Below are 16,760 nucleotides of genomic sequence, written 5' to 3' on the forward strand. Positions count from 1 at the left end.
TAGTGGTCTGCGTGAGTCGGATTTTCTCTTTATCACTATTAGCCACTGTGCGTGGCGGCACGTCATTTCTTGGTCCTTAGCGACAAAGAAACGAAGCAAAGAAAACGCTTTTAACCGCACTACCCTAAGTGTCCACAGCGTGCAGTTTTCATTCATAGGTGCCCCAAAAGCACGGTGCTCGCAAGAGCCGCGGATGTTTGAAACCCTCCTTCTCGCGAATCCCGACATAGGCACGCTTCGCCACCAGCGCTCTCGGGCAAGCACGATTCACCAAGGAACCTGCCCGGCCTCACTCATATTTGAGGCTTCATTTTTTAGTCGGTCGACTGAACAGTCTGCATGGTCTGCGTGGTCTGCGTGGTCTGCGTGGTCTGCGTGGTCTGCGTGGTCTGCGTGGTCTGCGTGGTCTGCGTGGTCTGCGTGGCTAGTTTAGTCGGCCATAAGGCTGAACATATATTTACGGCTTAATTTTTACGGCTTAATTTTTTTGATTGAATTGGCTGCGTGGGGTGCATGGTCGTTTTCATGAAATACGGTTCACGCATAATTGCGGCTTCGTTGCTTGGTCGCTTAGTGGGTTGGCGAAGTGGTTCGTCGTGCGTATTGATTTTATGGGTGGTTCACGCGGATAGCGCGGGGTGTTCCTTGGGCAGGTTCAATCACTGGTGGCGAAGCGTGTCAGAACTCGGGTTCGGAGAAGGAGGGTTTCACACATCCTGCGCTCTGGCGAGCACCGTGCTTTTGGGGCACCTATGAATCAAAACTGCACGCTGTGGACACTTAGGGTAGAGCGGTGAAAGCGTTTTCTTTGCTTCGTTTCTTTGTCGCTTTGGACAAAGAAATGACGTGCCGCCACGCACAGTGGCTAACAGTGATAAAGAGAAAATCCGACTCACGCAGACCACTAACACTGAAAGCAGCAACCCGGCATAGCCCCTGACCGCTAACCCCGAAACCTAACACCCCGGCATCACCCCCAACCTCCCCCTAAAACCCCCGTCCACCGGCGCGAGCAAAATGAGCTTTCTCTATAAAGGCAGTCCCGACCGCGGAGCCCAATGGGCACGGCTGTTTGCCCAAAAAGCCCCTGATACGCCATTTCACATATGGCCAGAAACCGGCGATCCCGCGAAGGTCCGCTACCTCGCCGCCTGGCAACCACCCGAAGACCCCGCCCGCACCCTGCCGAACCTCGAAGTCGTCTTCTCGGTCGGTGCAGGCGTCGATCAGTTCGACCTCTCCGGCGTGCCCGAACACATCCCGGTAGTCCGCATGATCGAACCCGGCATCGTCGAAGGAATGGTCGAATACGTCACCCACGCCGTACTCACCATCCACCGCGACCTCGTCGACTACCAACTGCAGCAGCAACAAAAAACATGGGACCCCCAGCCAGTACGCGCAGCGTCATCCCGACGCATCGGCGTGCTCGGCCTCGGCGTCCTGGGTACCGCCGTGCTCGAACGGCTGAAACTATTCGGCTTCCCGTGCGCCGGCTGGAGCCGCTCAGGCCGGGACATTGAAGGCGTCGAATGCTACGCCGGCGCCAGCACGCTCGACGCGTTCCTCGCCCGCACCGACATCCTGATCTGCCTGCTCCCCCTCACCGACGCCACCCGCGGCATGCTGAACACCGCGCTATTCAACAAGCTGCCACGCGGCGCGTCGCTGATTCAAACCGGCCGCGGCCCGCATCTCAATCAGGACGACCTGCTCGCAGCACTCGCGAGCGGCCAGCTGCAAAACGCCATCCTCGACGTCACCGACCCCGAACCTCTCCCGCAAACCCATCCGCTATGGATACACCCGCGCGTTCGGATCACGCCTCATATCGCCAGCGAAACACGGCCGGACAGCGCCGTGGAAGTCGTGCTTGAAAATCTGCGGCGCCATCGCGAAGGCCTGCCGATGATCGGACAAATCGATCGCAGCCGCGGTTACTGAATCTGGCCCCTCGCCCCGGCGAATCTCAGCAAACCACCGTTTTTACGCGCCCGTGGCAGAAAATGCTGTGGGCGCGCTGCAAAACGCGGCATCCGCGCTATTTCAGGAATTGTTTAGGGCCTCGGCCCCTACCCGCCTTCTCTAGTATGGAACGGTCATCAGCCCCTTTCCGCGACGAGAAAAATCCCCATGTCGATTCAATCGCTCATCGAAGCCGACCGTAAGCATTTGATTCATCCGGTCATCAACTACCGCGCCCACGAAGCCCGCGGCGTCACCGTCCTCGACTCCGCCAGCGGCGCATTCCTGCGTGACGCCGAAGGCAACGAACTCCTCGACGCCTTCTCCGGCCTCTGGTGCGTCAACGTAGGCTACGGCCAGCCAAGCATCGTAAAGGTAGCAGCCGAACAAATGGCCCGGCTGCCCTACGCGACCAGCTATTTCCACTTCGGCAACGCACCCGCGATCGAACTGGCCGAGAAACTGGTCGAACTGTCGCCCGCCTCCTTGCAGCACGTGTATTTCACGCTGGGCGGATCGGACGCGGTCGACTCAGCAGTGCGCTTCATCACGCACTACTTCAACGCGACCGGCCGGCCGTCGAAGAAGCACATCATCGCGCTCGAACGCGGTTACCACGGGTCATCGTCGGTCGGCGCAGGACTCACCGCACTGCCGGCGTTCCATCGCAACTTCGACTTGCCGCTGCCGAACCAGCATCACATCCCGTCGCCGTATGCGTATCGCAACAATTTCGCCGACGATGCCGCGCTTATCGCCGCGTCGGTTGCCGCACTCGAAGCGAAAGTCACCGAACTCGGCGCAGGCAATGTCGCGGCGTTTTTCTGCGAGCCGATCCAGGGCTCGGGCGGCGTGATCGTGCCGCCGTTCGGCTGGCTGAAAGCCATGAGCGAAGCGTGCCGGAAGCTGGATATCCTGTTCGTCGCCGACGAAGTCATCACCGGTTTCGGCCGTACCGGCCCGCTGTTCGCCTGCCAGGCCGAAGATGTCGCACCGGACCTGATGACGGTCGCCAAGGGCCTGACGGCCGGTTATGCGCCGATGGGCGCGGTGTTGATGTCGGACGCTGTGTACCAGGGCATCGCCAACGGCGACGCCGCCGCGATCGTCGGGCATGGTCATACGTATTCGGCGCATCCGGTCAGCGCGGCCATCGGCCTAGAAGTGCTGCGGCTCTATCACGAAGGCGGCCTGCTTGCGAACGGCGTTCGTCACGCCGAGCGGTTCGCACGCGGCCTCGACGCGCTGCTGGCGCATCCGCTGGTCGGCGATTCACGCCATCGCGGATTGCTGGGTGCGCTTGAACTTGTCTCCGATAAAGAAACCAAACAAGGCTTCGACGCATCGCTTCATTTGTCGGACCGGATCACGGCCGCCGCGTACCGGAACCGCCTGGTGTTCCGCGCGTTCGGCGACAACATCCTGGGTTTTGCGCCCGCTCTCAGCTACACGGAAGCAGAGTTCGACCTGATGTTCGAGCGCCTTGAGAAGACGCTTGACGACGTGCTCGCCGAACCCGAAGTCCGCGCTGCGCTGAAGCTGAACAAGGCCCCGGGCGGCGCCGAAGCAGGCGTCAAAGTCGAGATGAAAGCCCACGTAGCTGCGTGATAAGATCAAACGGCAAAATTGAGACGATCCCACGCAACTGGAGAGACCCCCTGACGATGAGCAGCGAAGGCAAGCTTGACCGCATAGATCTGCGCATCCTTTCGCAATTGCAGAAGAAAGGCCGCATCACGAATGTCGAGCTGGCCGACGCGGTCGGGCTCTCGCCGAGCCCGTGCCTGATCCGCGTGAAGCGGCTGGAGAAGGCGGGGTATATCGTTGGTTATGGCGCGCAGATCCAGTTGGAAAAGCTCGGCGACGTACAGATTGTTTTCACTGAAGTTACGCTTGCCGATCATCGCCGCGAGGACTTCATCAAGTTCGTCGCGGCGATCAAGGACGTGGATGAAATCGTGGAGTGCCATCTGGCAAGCGGCGGATATGACTATCTGCTGAAGTTCGTCACGCGCAGCGTCAGTCATTACCAAAGCATTATTGAAGGCTTGCTCGAACGCGATATTGGCATTGAGAAGTACTTCAGCTTCATCATCATCAAGTCGCCGTTCGTGAAGAATCACTACCCGCTCGAAAGCCTGTTTTCACAGAATCACAGTTAGGGAGTTAGCTAATCTTGGGGAACCGACGGCAAGTTCCATTGCGCGAACTCGTCGGCGAGAAAGTCCACGCACACCCGCACTTTCGCCGAAGCCGCCAGCCGCGCCGGGTACACCGCCCAGACGTTGGCGGGCTGCGTGACCTCAGGCAGCACTTGCAGTAACTTCTCGCTCTCAAGCAACGGGCGAACGTCCCACAGCGAGCGCAGCACGATCCCGCGCCCGGCCAGCGCCCATTGCACTGCGACTTCGCCGTGATTTGTCGATAACGGCCCGGTCACCTTGATCGAAACCGGTTCGCCACGCACATGCAAGCGCCACAAACCGAACGGATGATCGCGCTCCTTGATTGCAAGGCACGCATGGCTCGCGAGATCGGCCAATTGCTTCGGTGCACCATGACGTTCGACATAGTCCGGCGATGCGCACAGCACCCGATGATTCGACGCCAGCCGCTTCGCAATCAAATGCGCCGCGATCTCGTCGCCAATCCGGATATCCAGATCGAAACCTTCCCCCGCTACGTCCACCAGCCGGTCGAACAGATCCAGGCGCACACTCAGTTGCGGATGTTGGTCAGAGAGCCGCGCCAGCGCGGGCGCCACGATATGCCGTCCAAAACCAAAGCTGCTGGAAATGCGCAGCGTGCCGCGCGGAATGCGGCGCGTGGTGGACACGTCTTCGACGAGGTGATCGACGTCATCGAGGATCTTCTCGGCCCACGCGTAAACCCGTTCGCCGGCCTCGGTAATGGCGACGCGGCGAGTGGATCGATGCAGCAGGCGAGTGCCGAGGTCGGTTTCGAGCACGCTCACGCGCTTGCTGACGTACGCCGCGGAGACCGACAGGACCTCCGCCGCCGCGCTGAAGCTGGATTTGCGGGCGACTGTGCAGAAGACGCGGAGATCATCGAGGTTCGGGGAAGTAGTGATAGTCATTATTCACGCTTCGTGCACAGTGGCTTAACCAAAACGCTGATTTTAAGCCTTGCAGAGCGGAATAAAATAATAGTCGCAAGCCCCGCCCATGCTTACGGCTTTGCACCTTGGTGGGTTAGCGCCGTGGTTCGACGAGCATACAAATTCGGAGGGGTTTATCCGCGGATAGCGCGGGGTGAACCTTGGGCGGGTTCAGTCACTGGTGGCGAAGCGAGTCAGAACCTGTGTTCGGAGAAGGAGGGTTTCACACATCCTCCGCTCTGGCGAGCACCGTGCTTTTGGGGCACCTATGAATGGGAACTGCACGCTGTGGACACTTAGGGTAGCGTGGTTGAAAGCGTTTTCTTTGCTTCGTTTCTTTGTCGCTTTGGACAAAGAAATGACGTGCCGCCACGCACAGTGGCTAATAGTGATAAAGAGAAAATCCGACTCACGCAGACCACCAACACCGAAAAGTAGCAACCCGGCAATAACTCAGACCGCTAACGCAAGAACCCAACAATCCCGCCCCCCCGAGTGCGAACGAAACCCTTAACAGGACCCAACCATGACGAAGACCTACAAAATCGCAATCATCCCAGGCGATGGTATCGGCACAGAAGTGATGCCCGAAGCCATCCGCGTCCTGGATGCAGCGACAAAGCGCTTTGGCATTTCCATCGAATACAAGCACATAGAATGGGCCAGCTGCGACTACTACCAGAAACACGGCCAAATGATGCCCGACGACTGGAAAGCGCAACTGCAGGACTGCAACGCCATCCTCTTCGGCGCGGTAGGCTGGCCCGACACCGTCCCCGACCACATCTCCCTGTGGGGTTCGCTCCTTAAATTCCGCCGCGAGTTCGACCAATACATCAACCTGCGCCCCGCGCGTTTATTCGAAGGCGTGCCATCGCCGCTAGCGAACCGCAAAGCCGGTGACATCGATTTCTGGATCGTGCGCGAAAACACCGAAGGCGAATATTCATCGGTGGGCGGCGTGATGTTCGAAGGCACAGACCGCGAATTCGTCTTGCAAGAATCCGTGTTCACGCGCCACGGCAGCGAACGCGTGCTGAAATTCGCATTCGATCTCGCCCAACGCCGTGAGAAGAAAAAGATCACCGTCGCCACGAAAAGCAATGGCATTGCCATCAGCATGCCGTGGTGGGACCAGCGTGCCGCCGAAGTCGCCGCGCTCTATCCGGACGTGAAATGGGACAAGCAGCACATTGACATCCTGTGCGCCCGCTTCGTCCTGAATCCGGACCGCTTCGACGTGGTCGTGGCGACCAACCTGTTCGGCGATATCCTCTCCGACCTCGGCCCGGCGTGCACCGGCACCATCGGGCTCGCGCCGTCGGGCAACCTGAACCCCGAACGCAAATTCCCATCGCTGTTTGAACCGGTGCATGGATCGGCGCCGGACATCGCGGGTAAGAACATTGCGAACCCGGTCGCCATGATCTGGTCGGCGGCCATGATGCTCGAGTTCCTCGGTGACTTCAAAGGCCCGGAAAAAGACGCGCACGACGCGATCCTCGCTGCTATCGAGGCGACGCTCAAGCAAGGCCCGCACACCGGCGACCTCGGCGGCAAAGCGAACACCACGGAAGTCGGTCAGGCAATTGCTGCGCGGCTGGCTTGAACAGCGGGCTTGAACCAGCACGCTTGAAACATTGCGCTTAAATTAGTTGGCTTAAATCAGGAGCATGGACTTATGACACGCCAATTCGAACTGAAGGAGTTGATCCGCTCGGACAATTTCATCGATGGCCAATGGCGCGCCGCCGCTGACGGTGCGCGCTTCGCCGTCACCGATCCGGCCACCGGCACGATCATCACGCAAGTCGCCGACAGCAGCCCCGCCGACGCACGCGCCGCCACCGACGCAGCCGCTCGCGCGCTGCCTGCATGGCGCGACTTGCTGCCGAAAGAACGCGCGACGATCCTGCATAAATGGAACGCGCTGATCATGGCGAACCAGGACGCGCTCGGCGCGCTGATCTCGCTGGAACAAGGCAAGCCGCTGGCCGAAGGCCGGGGCGAAGTGGCGTATGGCGCGTCGTATGTCGCCTGGTTCGCCGACGAAGCCACGCGCATCTACGGTGACATCATTCCGCAGCAGCAACGCGGCAAGCGCATGACGGCGGTGAAGGAACCCATCGGCATTGTCGCTGCCATCACGCCGTGGAATTTCCCGCTCGCGATGATCGCGCGCAAGATCGCGCCAGCGCTCGCGGCCGGTTGTACGGTGGTGGCCAAGCCTGCGGAAGACACGCCGCTGACTGCCTCGGCATTGGTGCTGCTGGCACACGAGGCCGGCGTACCGGCGGGCGTGCTGAACCTCATCACGGCCTCGCGGGATCACGCGGTGGCGACCGTCGCCGATTGGCTTGAAGATTCGCGCGTACGGAAAATCACGTTCACCGGATCGACGCCAGTAGGCAAGTACCTGGCGCGTGAATCGGCGGGGACGCTGAAGAAGTTATCGCTGGAACTGGGTGGCAATGCGCCGTTCATTGTCTTCGATGACGCCGATCTCGACGCCGCCGTCTCGGGCCTTCTCGCCGCCAAGTTCCGCAATGGCGGACAGACTTGCGTGTGCCCGAACCGCGTCTATGTGCAAGCGGGCGTGTACGATAAATTCGCCGACATGCTGAGCCGCCGCGTTGCCGAACTGAAGGTGGCACCGGCCACCGACCCCGACGCGCAAATCGGTCCGATGATCAACAGCCGCGCAATCGACAAGATCGCGCGCCACGTAGACGATGCCCTCGCGCATGGTGCGCGCGTGCTCGCCGGCGGCAAGCGCCTGCCCGAACTCGGCCCGCATTACTACGCGCCGACCGTGCTCGCCGATGCCACCGACGAGATGCTCCTGTGCGGCGAAGAGACCTTCGGACCGGTCGCGGCGCTATTCCGTTTCGACGATGAAGCCGAAGCCGTCGAAGCCGCCAACAACACGCCGTTTGGCCTCGCTTCGTATTTCTATAGCCAGGATGTGCGGCGTATCGATCGGGTGTCGCGCGCGCTGCAAGCGGGCATTGTCGGGATCAACGAAGGCGCGCTGGCCAGCGAAGCGGCGCCCTTTGGCGGCGTAAAAGAATCGGGTTATGGCCGCGAAGGATCGAAGTACGGCCTCGACGACTACCTTTCCATCAAGTACCTCTGCCAGGGGAATCTCGCATGAGCACGCCAGCCGAACACTATCCGATCGAGGTCACGTTCCCCGATATCTCCGTGCATGCTGAGTCCGAATCGGGCGTTGCGTACGTGCACACGTTCGACTCCGGTGTGCCGGGACCGCACGTGATGATCAACGCGTTGACGCATGGCAATGAGGTGTGCGGCGCGATTGTGGTCGACGCGTTGCTGCGTTTGAAATTGCGGCCACGGCGCGGCCGCCTGACGCTCTCGTTCGCTAATGTCGCGGCATATGCGAGCTTTGATCCATCGAAGCCCGATGCCGCCCGTTTCGTCGATCAGGACTTCAACCGCGTGTGGACCAGCAAGGTACTCGACGACACATCGCGTACGTCCAGCGAGCTTGCACGGGCTCGCGAGATGCGGCCGGTCATCGATACCGTGGACGCTTTGCTCGACCTCCATTCAATGCACGAACGCAGCAAGCCGCTGATTGTTGCGGGTCCGCTGGACAAGGGCATCGACTTGTCGTTGCAACTCGGCACGCCGGCCACGGTGATCTGCGATGAAGGCCATCCCGAAGGGCGCCGGATGCGCGATTACGAGGGTTTCGGCGACGCCGGCAGCCCGAAGAATGCGTTACTGATCGAATGCGGACAGCACTGGGAACGCAGCGCCGTTACGGTCGCCCGCGATACCACCGCGCGTTTCCTGCTGCTATCCGGCGTGGTCGACAACGAAGACTTGCCCGGCGACTGGCTGAGCCCTCTGCCGCAGACCATGCACGTTGTGCGCGTGACGCAACCGGTCGTGGCGGAGAGCATGGATTTTCGCTTTGCCGCGCCTTACACGGGTCTGGAGATTTTCCCCGAAGCGGGAAGCCTGATCGGCTGGTCGAACGGCGAGCCGATCCACACGCCCTATGACAACTGCATGCTCGTGATGCCTTCATTGCGGCAGTTACGCCCCGGCGTAACCGTCGTGCGCCTGGGCAAGATCGAACGAACGGTAGAGCGGGATACCGCGGTCTGACGTTACAAATAACGAATCAATAAGGTCCACATGAAGGTTCAGCAAATCAAGCAGAGCGTCAGCCTGCAAAATCTCGAGGATTGGGGCAGCGCCGGTTTGCCCGAGACGACGCCGATTAAAGTCTCAGGCGTGCAGCGCGTGATCAAAGGCAGCGAAGCCGTTGATACCGGTATTTTCGAATGCACAGCGGGGACGTATCGGCGCTCGGTAAAGCAGGCGGAAGTCATGCATTTCCTGACGGGTCGCGGTCGCTTTACGGCGGACGGCGAAGACACGGTTCACTTCACCGGCGGCGACACGCTGTTTTTTGAAGCGAACACCGAAGGATTGTGGGAAGTGGAGGAAGCCATGCGCAAGGTGTATGTGATTTTTTAGTGTCAGAAGTTTCCGGGTGATAAACCGCCCCGGCGTGATCAAGATGAGTAATAACGGCCGCTTGCGAACGGCGGCCGTATTGAAGCGCTTTTTATGACCTGTTTGTGCGCGGACCGGTCCGTGCCAACGCGACAAAGACTGGGCGCCCTGCCCCCAGTTCGCAAGCCTCCTATAGCAGTTCATTCCTCATACATTCTTTGCGGTTTTTACCGCCTCGTCGCTGCTCGGCAAGTGTCTCAGCTCGCCCGTCCCTGCTCTCACCCGCGCCTCAGTCCAGATATTCGGGTGTCACGAAAATTGCTGCCGATATCGATAAGCTCAGGCGAGCTTGGCGCGGTCACGCTTTGCGTTGACCGACGTTTCTCGGGTCAGATATTTACTTTTACGGGGCAGACTATGGACGTCCAAATGTCGGAAGAGCAGATTCGCACGCTCGCGTTTCATCTTTGGGAGCAAGACGGCAGTCCCGAAGGACGCGCAGAGGAGTATTGGGAGAAAGCCCGGCAACAATTAGGTCTCGACGGTGCGACGCAGGATGGGAAGCTAGCGGATGAGGGCGAGACGGAGACAGCAGGATTTGGCGTCGAACCTGAGGCGACTTTGAACCGTCCCCTGGCAGAATAAAGGCCGCTAAGAGAGCGCGATTCGGCTTTGAGATCACGCGCAGCCATCGACGCAATCCAGGCTTTCGTTTGCCCCACGTCATACGCTTAGCGGGACCGTAGCACCTTCGGAAAAGCAGCACACCACGTATGCATCGCGCGTGACACCGCATCGCTGTTCACGTGGTCATTCTTGTAACGTGCTCACCCCGGCAACTCGACTTCGGGCGGTGACGTCGCGCAACCTTAGCCTCGGCCGGGAAAGGGAACATCCGTTTCCGGCTAAACCCTGGCATTCGCAGTGCTCCCCATCGAACGCCTCCCCGTCGCGCTAGCGCTTGCGACGCTTCAATACTGTTGCCCTAAACATACGCTTAACTCGACGCAGGCCTAGCCGGCAAGGGTCTGTGCGCCTGCATTGGTAACACTACCAATGTCCTGAACCGGGCAGTTGGCGCCTACTGGAAGAACACGAACTGCGGCGTCCGGTGTCTAGTCTCGGGATCGCGCTATCAGGAGGCGCATACGTCTACCGGGCGACGCCGTTGTTTTTGCCGATAACTAAACGAAGTGGTGTTCAATATGAAGACGTTCAATCATCTCAATGCCTCGGCCTCGTCGCTTGCAGGAAGCCGTAGCAAGGTATCCAAGGCAGCAGCCAAAACCGAAAAACAATGCTCCTCGTATGTATCGATGCTTCAGGCGCCCATGAGCGTGCTCGCCTGCAACGTGTCCGATCGTGCCGACATTACCGCAGTTGCAATACTTGGATATAACTAGTCCCGCTGTTGCAACGGCGTTCCTCTCCAAGCTGCAAGGAGTAGGCCGCATCGACCGGATCGATGCGGCCAGCGACCCTCTTGGCCGTTTGCCCGGTCCTAGTTCGCCGCATCAACGCGCGGTGACGCCGTAGCCGCTGCTGCCGCTGCTACTACCACGCTGCTTCCTTGTCCACCGCTCTCCGATGCATACGCATCATTGCTCGCTTGCACGCGTTGTTCGGCAGCTTGTATCTCATCGGGATAGTGAATTTGCTTGGCTCCGGGCCGATAGCCCGCATGCTCCAACTGAACAAGTTCGGCGTGTACTTCGGCTCGCGTGACGGGACCATTGCTGGTTTGCGCGAACGACACGGCCGGAATAATCAAAACGGCAGTCAGCAATGCGCAAATAAGCTTTTTCATGATAAGCATACCTCTATAAATATGGCTTCAGTCACCATGATTGAAGCCCGTGACTCCTCGCCGTGAAACGACGAGGAGCAGGACTCCATTCTGTGCAACGAGCGATGACCGCACCCTGACGCGACCATTACAAGCTTGTTATCTGCGTGTTCGAGTCGTGCCGCGATCGACCGCGCGAGGGAGCGGGCTGACTTGCCGCTTGCGCCGGACGTCGCGGTCCTTCCGAACGGAGGGAACCCAGGGCTCAGGGCTGGTTCCCTGTTCGTAGCCACGCATGTCCTGCGACAAAATTAAACTTTTATTACCGCTTCCATAAGCGTCAGCTAAGCCTGCGAGGATAAGCTCGCCGATCATCCTCTTATCTATCCTATCGCCGGCTATGGAAGCACTGAATCACACTCTCTTTTTGCTGATCAACGCGTCGGCTCAGCCAGGCTCTGTCGTCGTGGCATTGGCCATGCTGTTCGGCGAATACGCTATCTGGCTCGTGCCTGCCACACTGGTCGTCCGATGGCTGCGCAGCAACGACGTCGTGCGGCAGCGACTGATCGAAGCAAGCGCGTCGGCGCTGCTCGCCTTGCTGGCGGCGCAGATTATTGGCGTCATGTGGCCACATCCGCGGCCTTTCATGATCGGGCTTGGACATACGCTGATTGTGCACGGCGCGGATTCGTCGTTTCCCAGCGACCATCTGACGTTCTTGTGGGCGGTCGCCTTCAGCCTGCTGATGCACCCCGAAGCACGTCGCGCGGGATGCGTACTCGCCCTTCTTGGCCTGCCGATGGCATGGGCGCGGATCTATATCGGCGTGCATTTCCCCTTCGACATAGCGGGCGCGGCACTCGTGTCGGAAATCAGCGCGTGGCTTTGTGCTCTTACGGGCCGCTGGTTTGCAGCCCCGGTCGTGCGGACCGCGATGCTTGCGTACCGGCCGTTGTTCGGACCGCTGATCCGGCGCGGCTGGGTGGCACGATAAAACGCGATACCCTGATAACGTTCCGATAACGTTCCGATACCTCGCTGCAACAGCGGGTCGCCAACAGGCTCGGCAGGCATAACAAACCAATGCTTAAGGCTTGCTTACGCCAATTATCAATCGGCTAGTTTTTTATCCGACAATCTATTCGTTATCCAAATCATTGACCCTTGGTTGCAATAACACATCAGCTCCAACATTTGCTTAAGGCTTGCTTAGGCGAAGCCAATAATAAAAAAATATACCGCTCAATAAGAAGCCGAAACCGCCGATAGACCGAGTGTATTACCGGAACTTACCTACCCAGGAGAATCGCTAAATGAACGTCAACCCACTCAGCCAGCCCGCGTCGTCGCCGGCAACTGCCGCTGTTTCAACGGCATCTGCACCCTCGGGCACCTCGACGACCGAAGCCAGCAAGACCACCGCAGCGAGCGCGGCAGCTCCGCAGGCGTCGTCCACGGTCAGCATCAGCAACGCGGCGCACGCTGCACTGGCGGAAGCCACTGAATCAGCCGCGACCACAGCGAAAGAAGCCGGCGGCGGCGATCGGCAAGCGCAAAGACTGCTGGCCAAGGAAGCCGCGATGAAGATCGGCTAAGTGGCGGGGGGCACCTTCGAGGCTGCCGGAGAGCGGCCTCGTCTTGATGATTCCGATCTCTCAGCGCATCTTGCGCACGCTGGGCAGCATCCTGCTCAGCGTGCCATCACGGATGACGAACTGATGGAACAACGCGGCAGCAATGTGCAGTCCAATGAGCCCCAGCAGGACCCAGGCGGTGAGCTTATGGACGTCGCCAAGCGTATGCCCGAGCGCTGAACCCGTGGCGGCAAGTGCGGGCAGCGGTACGACATGGAACAGCGACACGGCCCACCCCCTTGCCGAAGCGTTCGCCCATCCCATCAACGGCAGCGCAATAAGCAACGCATAAAGCAAGCCGTGAGTGGCCTTGGCGGCCAATCTCATCGACGGCGGCAGCACGCTCGATTCGGCGGGTGGCTTGTGACTGAAACGCCACGCGAGCCGTACGAGTACCAGTAACACGATCGTTGCGCCGAAAGAGAGATGCAGCCCGATCAAACCAATAGGCTGCGTATCGTGATGGACATCAGGCATCAACCAGCCGATCGCGTACTGCACGGCTAGCAACAGCACGGTAAGCCAGTGAAAGAGCCTGGCGGGTGCGCCGAAGGCAGGGGTTTCAATTGTTTGCATCGAGGAGAGGATAAGAAGAATGTTTGTTGGGGGATGGCAGTTCAAGTGGTTTGCCCACGTTGCGGCCTGCAAGAGCGAACGGAATCCGTACTGTCTATTAATAGAACGGGTGCCTTAGCGCAGACTTAGCGCAGGTTAATGAAACGTCCTATCCTGGCAGCCCAGCCGTCAATGCACGCTAAAGCAAATGATAATAAGTCGCATGGAAACCATCACCGGCGTTCTGCAGCACCAAGCGTCCGCCGTTGCGCCGGGCGATCTCGGACACGATAGAAAGACCGAGCCCGCTGCCGCTGGACATCGTCCCCGGCACGCGATAAAACCGCTCGGTCACGCGAACGAGCTGGTCATCGGGAACGCCTCGTCCCGAGTCCTTGACGCTGCAAACGAGATAGCCCTCGCGGTTCACTACGGCAACGTCCACCTTGCCGCCTTCCGGCACATACCTCACCGCATTGTCGACCAGGTTGCGCAACGCAATAGTGACCGCTGACGCGTCCAGGTCGACCTGGATGTCGTCCACCTGCTTGAGTCCGAGATCCACATTTTTCGCATTGGCTACGTTGACCGCGTCCTGGATCGCATCCGTGGCAAGCCGATGAAGCGACACAAGCGAACGCACGGGGGCCACGGCATGCTGTGAACGGGCCAACGCGAGCAGTTGTTCAACAAGCCTCGCGGTGCGATGCACGGCCGCCTGCAAGGCCATCAGCCGCCCGCGTGCGTCCTCCGGATCGGTCGCCGCCGTCAGACTCTCGGCCTGCAACGTCAGCGCCGCCAGCGGCGAGCGCAGTTCGTGCGCAGCGTCGGCGATAAACCGCCGCTGCTGAGCCATTGCGTCTTTCAGCCTGCTGATCAGGCGATTGATCGAGCGGATGAAAGGCAGCAACTCCTTTGGAATTCCCCCCTCCGACAACGCGTCGAGCGTGACCTCGTCTTGCCCGTCCACGATGGCTGCAAGGCGGCGTACCGGCGCCAGTGCGCCACGAGCAATCAGCACGATGACAACCAGCAGCAGCGGCGTCAGCGCGAGCATGGGCAACAGGGTTCGCAGCGAGCCGTCATGGGCGATCTCGTCCCGGATAGTCGAGCGTTCCGCCACCAGGAGGCGGTCGCCGCCTTGCAGCGTCTGCACATTGACGCGCCAGCGCCTGCCTTCGAAGTCGACGTTCTGGAACCCGTCAGCAAGGGTTTCAAGTGGCGGCAGAGGCACATTGATACCGGTTTCGGGCGCACCCGGAATCACGCGTGAAATGATCATGGACATACCGTTGCCATGCGCGTCGGGCCACGTCACGGTGGGGGCCGCGAGCATGAGCTTGCCGCTGTTGATCAAGACGCCGATGTCATGCAAATGGTTGTCCTGCAGCCGGCTCGCCTCGCGGTACCCGCCCGCGAATGACAGCGCACCGCCCATCACCGCAAACACCACAATGATGCCGATGATTGACCACGTCAGTTGCCTTGTCAGCGAGCGTGGTTTTCGTCCCGGTCGACCATCCATCCCACACCTCGTATGTTGCGAATCGCGCTATGCCCGATCTTCTTGCGGATTGTATGGATCAGGTATTCGATGGCGTTGCTGTCGACCTGCTCGTTCCAGCCGTAGACCCGGTTCTCGAGCTCGCTCCTCGACAAGATGATGCCGGGACGCGAGAGCAACGCCCTCAGCACCGCGAACTCGCGACCCGACAGGCGGCACTCGACGTTGTTATACACCGCGACCAGCGTGCGCGGATCGAGCGACAGCTTGCCGCTTGAAAGCGTCGCGTCCGGATGATGACCGAGCTTGCGTGTTGCAGCGCGCAGCCGTGCCAGCATTTCGTTCAGGTTGAACGGCTTGACCAGGTAATCATCTGCCCCGCTGTCAAGCCCTTCAATACGATCATCCACCCCGTCACGCGCGGTCATGATGAGGACTGGCGTGTCCGCGTCACGCTTGCGAAGATCGCGCAGGATGCTCAGGCCGTCTCCCTGAGGGAGATTCAGGTCGAGCAGCACGGCGTCATGTTCGCGGCCGAGCAACGCGCCTCTTGCCGATGGCGCGTCCATCACCCAGTCCGCGACATAGGCCGCATCGTGCAGTGCGCGAGCAATCGCGGTACCGATCAGCTCGTCGTCCTCTACCACCAGGATGCGCATGCGAGTGTCTTCCGTTGACGAGATTACAAACGATTCAGGTTGCCTAACTATCGGCTAAGTTTGGCGGTTTATTTTACTTCGACGATCCGCACCACGACACTTATTGCGTGCTTGCGATCAACATTTTCCTGTCTGTCACGCCGTCGACTTGTTCGCCAGGCGTGAGGGGCTTTGTGCGCCTTTCGTCAGGAGCGCGACTCGATAGAAATCACTAAAGGCTATCGGCTAACTTTCATTTCTATTTGAAAAACAGTTGTCGATCCCTTTCCCAATACCGGTGTTAACCCCGCCGTCCGCCACACATCGACTCCGTCTGAAATGGGCAAGCCTTTCACGACATCGCGGTTCTGTTCGTTCCGTGGGACCGGTCCCTGCATTTACACACATTGCGTCTTCCCGGAGTACCCATGAAAACACTGTTCCTTCAAGCACCTTCGTTCGACGGCTTTGATGGCGGGGCGGGTTCGCGCTACCAGACCAAGCGCGAAATCCGATCATTCTGGTATCCCACCTGGCTCGCCCAGCCCGCCGCCTTGATCGAAGATAGCCGCGTGCTGGACGCTCCTGCAGATGGCCTATCCGTGGAGGCCTCGCTCGACATCGCGGAACAATACGAGCTCGTCATCATTCATACGAGCACGCCGTCGTTCCCAACCGACGCGCTGTTCGCCGAGCATTTGAAAAACCGCTCGCCCACGATTCTTGTCGGGATGGTCGGCGCAAAGGTTGCCGTCGATCCGCACGGTTCGCTCGGAGCCAGCAACGCGATCGACTTTGTGTGCCGAGAGGAATTTGACTTCACCTGCCGGGACATTGCGCAAGGCTTGCCGTTCGAATCCATTCTCGGCCTCAGCTATCGCCTGCCCGATGGCGCAATCACGCACAACGACGCCCGGCCGATCCTCGAAAACATGGACGAGTTGCCGTTCGTCGCGCCGGTATACAAGCGCGATCTGAAGATCGAGAACTATTTCAGCGGCTACCTCAAGCATCCGTATGTATCGATCTATACCGGTCGTGGTTGCCGATCGAAGTGCACCTT

15 protein-coding genes and 1 pseudogene are annotated in these 16,760 nt (G+C 59.7%); 11 read left to right on the forward strand and 5 right to left on the reverse strand.

Going from position 1 to position 16,760, the window contains the following annotated elements; translation table 11 throughout:
* The first annotated feature begins 1,017 nt into the window (after window positions 1-1,017).
* The 3 genes from GSQ93_RS27925 to GSQ93_RS27935 all read left to right on the forward strand — a co-directional run bounded on the left by GSQ93_RS27925 (window position 1,018) and on the right by GSQ93_RS27935 (window position 4,127).
* Entirely contained in the window at window positions 1,018-1,944 is a 927-nt protein-coding gene (locus GSQ93_RS27925) for a glyoxylate/hydroxypyruvate reductase A (RefSeq protein WP_158938886.1), read from the forward strand.
* A gap of 189 nt (window positions 1,945-2,133) precedes the next feature.
* On the forward strand, window positions 2,134-3,573 hold the full coding sequence (locus GSQ93_RS27930; protein WP_158938887.1) for an aspartate aminotransferase family protein: 1,440 nt from the start codon (window positions 2,134-2,136) through the stop codon (window positions 3,571-3,573).
* Window positions 3,574-3,629: 56 nt separating this feature from the next.
* Window positions 3,630-4,127, forward strand: a complete 498-nt coding sequence (locus GSQ93_RS27935; RefSeq protein ID WP_062089182.1) for an Lrp/AsnC family transcriptional regulator — start codon at window positions 3,630-3,632, stop codon at window positions 4,125-4,127.
* 8 nt (window positions 4,128-4,135) lie between these two features.
* Here the strand turns inward: GSQ93_RS27935 and GSQ93_RS27940 are convergent, their stop codons facing one another.
* Window positions 4,136-5,056 (reverse strand): LysR substrate-binding domain-containing protein, encoded by a 921-nt coding sequence (locus tag GSQ93_RS27940; RefSeq protein ID WP_158939053.1) that lies wholly within the window; start codon window positions 5,054-5,056, stop codon window positions 4,136-4,138.
* Between the two features lie 553 nt (window positions 5,057-5,609).
* On the opposite strand from GSQ93_RS27940, the gene GSQ93_RS27945 reads away from it, so the two are divergent.
* The 5 genes from GSQ93_RS27945 (at window position 5,610) to GSQ93_RS27965 (ending at window position 10,222) form a co-directional block, all read left to right on the forward strand.
* A complete protein-coding gene (locus GSQ93_RS27945) occupies window positions 5,610-6,692 on the forward strand; it encodes a tartrate dehydrogenase (protein WP_158938888.1) in 1,083 nt (360 codons plus the stop codon).
* 72 nt (window positions 6,693-6,764) lie between these two features.
* On the forward strand, window positions 6,765-8,237 hold the full coding sequence (locus GSQ93_RS27950; protein WP_158938889.1) for an NAD-dependent succinate-semialdehyde dehydrogenase: 1,473 nt from the start codon (window positions 6,765-6,767) through the stop codon (window positions 8,235-8,237).
* The gene (locus GSQ93_RS27955; protein WP_158938890.1) at window positions 8,234-9,223 is read left to right on the forward strand and encodes a succinylglutamate desuccinylase/aspartoacylase family protein; all 990 of its coding nucleotides are present in this window, start codon (window positions 8,234-8,236) and stop codon (window positions 9,221-9,223) included. Before GSQ93_RS27950 ends, GSQ93_RS27955 begins: the two co-directional genes overlap by 4 nt.
* Before the next feature lie 30 nt (window positions 9,224-9,253).
* Window positions 9,254-9,598, forward strand: coding sequence for a cupin domain-containing protein (locus tag GSQ93_RS27960; RefSeq protein WP_158938891.1), 345 nt, complete (start codon window positions 9,254-9,256; stop codon window positions 9,596-9,598).
* A 396-nt stretch (window positions 9,599-9,994) separates the two neighbouring features.
* Entirely contained in the window at window positions 9,995-10,222 is a 228-nt protein-coding gene (locus GSQ93_RS27965) for a DUF2934 domain-containing protein (RefSeq protein ID WP_158938892.1), read from the forward strand.
* A gap of 856 nt (window positions 10,223-11,078) precedes the next feature.
* On the opposite strand, the gene GSQ93_RS27970 is transcribed toward GSQ93_RS27965, so the two are convergent.
* Window positions 11,079-11,384, reverse strand: a complete 306-nt coding sequence (locus GSQ93_RS27970; RefSeq protein ID WP_158938893.1) for a DUF4148 domain-containing protein — start codon at window positions 11,382-11,384, stop codon at window positions 11,079-11,081.
* A gap of 379 nt (window positions 11,385-11,763) precedes the next feature.
* Here GSQ93_RS27970 and GSQ93_RS27975 point away from each other — a divergent pair, with 379 nt between their 5' ends.
* The gene (locus GSQ93_RS27975; protein WP_158938894.1) at window positions 11,764-12,360 is read left to right on the forward strand and encodes an undecaprenyl-diphosphatase; all 597 of its coding nucleotides are present in this window, start codon (window positions 11,764-11,766) and stop codon (window positions 12,358-12,360) included.
* Between the two features lie 319 nt (window positions 12,361-12,679).
* Complete coding sequence (locus GSQ93_RS27980) at window positions 12,680-12,961, forward strand: hypothetical protein (protein WP_158938895.1); 282 nt, start codon at window positions 12,680-12,682, stop codon at window positions 12,959-12,961.
* A 60-nt stretch (window positions 12,962-13,021) separates the two neighbouring features.
* On the opposite strand, the gene GSQ93_RS27985 is transcribed toward GSQ93_RS27980, so the two are convergent.
* From GSQ93_RS27985 to GSQ93_RS27995, 3 genes are all read right to left on the reverse strand, one after another.
* Complete coding sequence (locus GSQ93_RS27985) at window positions 13,022-13,567, reverse strand: cytochrome b (protein WP_158939054.1); 546 nt, start codon at window positions 13,565-13,567, stop codon at window positions 13,022-13,024.
* A 187-nt stretch (window positions 13,568-13,754) separates the two neighbouring features.
* Entirely contained in the window at window positions 13,755-15,080 is a 1,326-nt protein-coding gene (locus GSQ93_RS27990) for an ATP-binding protein (RefSeq protein ID WP_158938896.1), read from the reverse strand.
* On the reverse strand, window positions 15,044-15,718 hold the full coding sequence (locus GSQ93_RS27995; protein ID WP_158938897.1) for a response regulator transcription factor: 675 nt from the start codon (window positions 15,716-15,718) through the stop codon (window positions 15,044-15,046). The genes GSQ93_RS27990 and GSQ93_RS27995 overlap by 37 nt, the downstream gene beginning before the upstream one ends.
* 407 nt (window positions 15,719-16,125) lie before the next feature.
* Between GSQ93_RS27995 and GSQ93_RS38355 the strand changes: the two are divergent.
* Window positions 16,126-16,760: pseudogene (locus GSQ93_RS38355) on the forward strand (hopanoid biosynthesis associated radical SAM protein HpnJ); the annotation flags it as partial.

The organism is Burkholderia sp. S171 (assembly GCF_009766085.1).
Classification (GTDB): Bacteria; Pseudomonadota; Gammaproteobacteria; order Burkholderiales; family Burkholderiaceae; genus Caballeronia.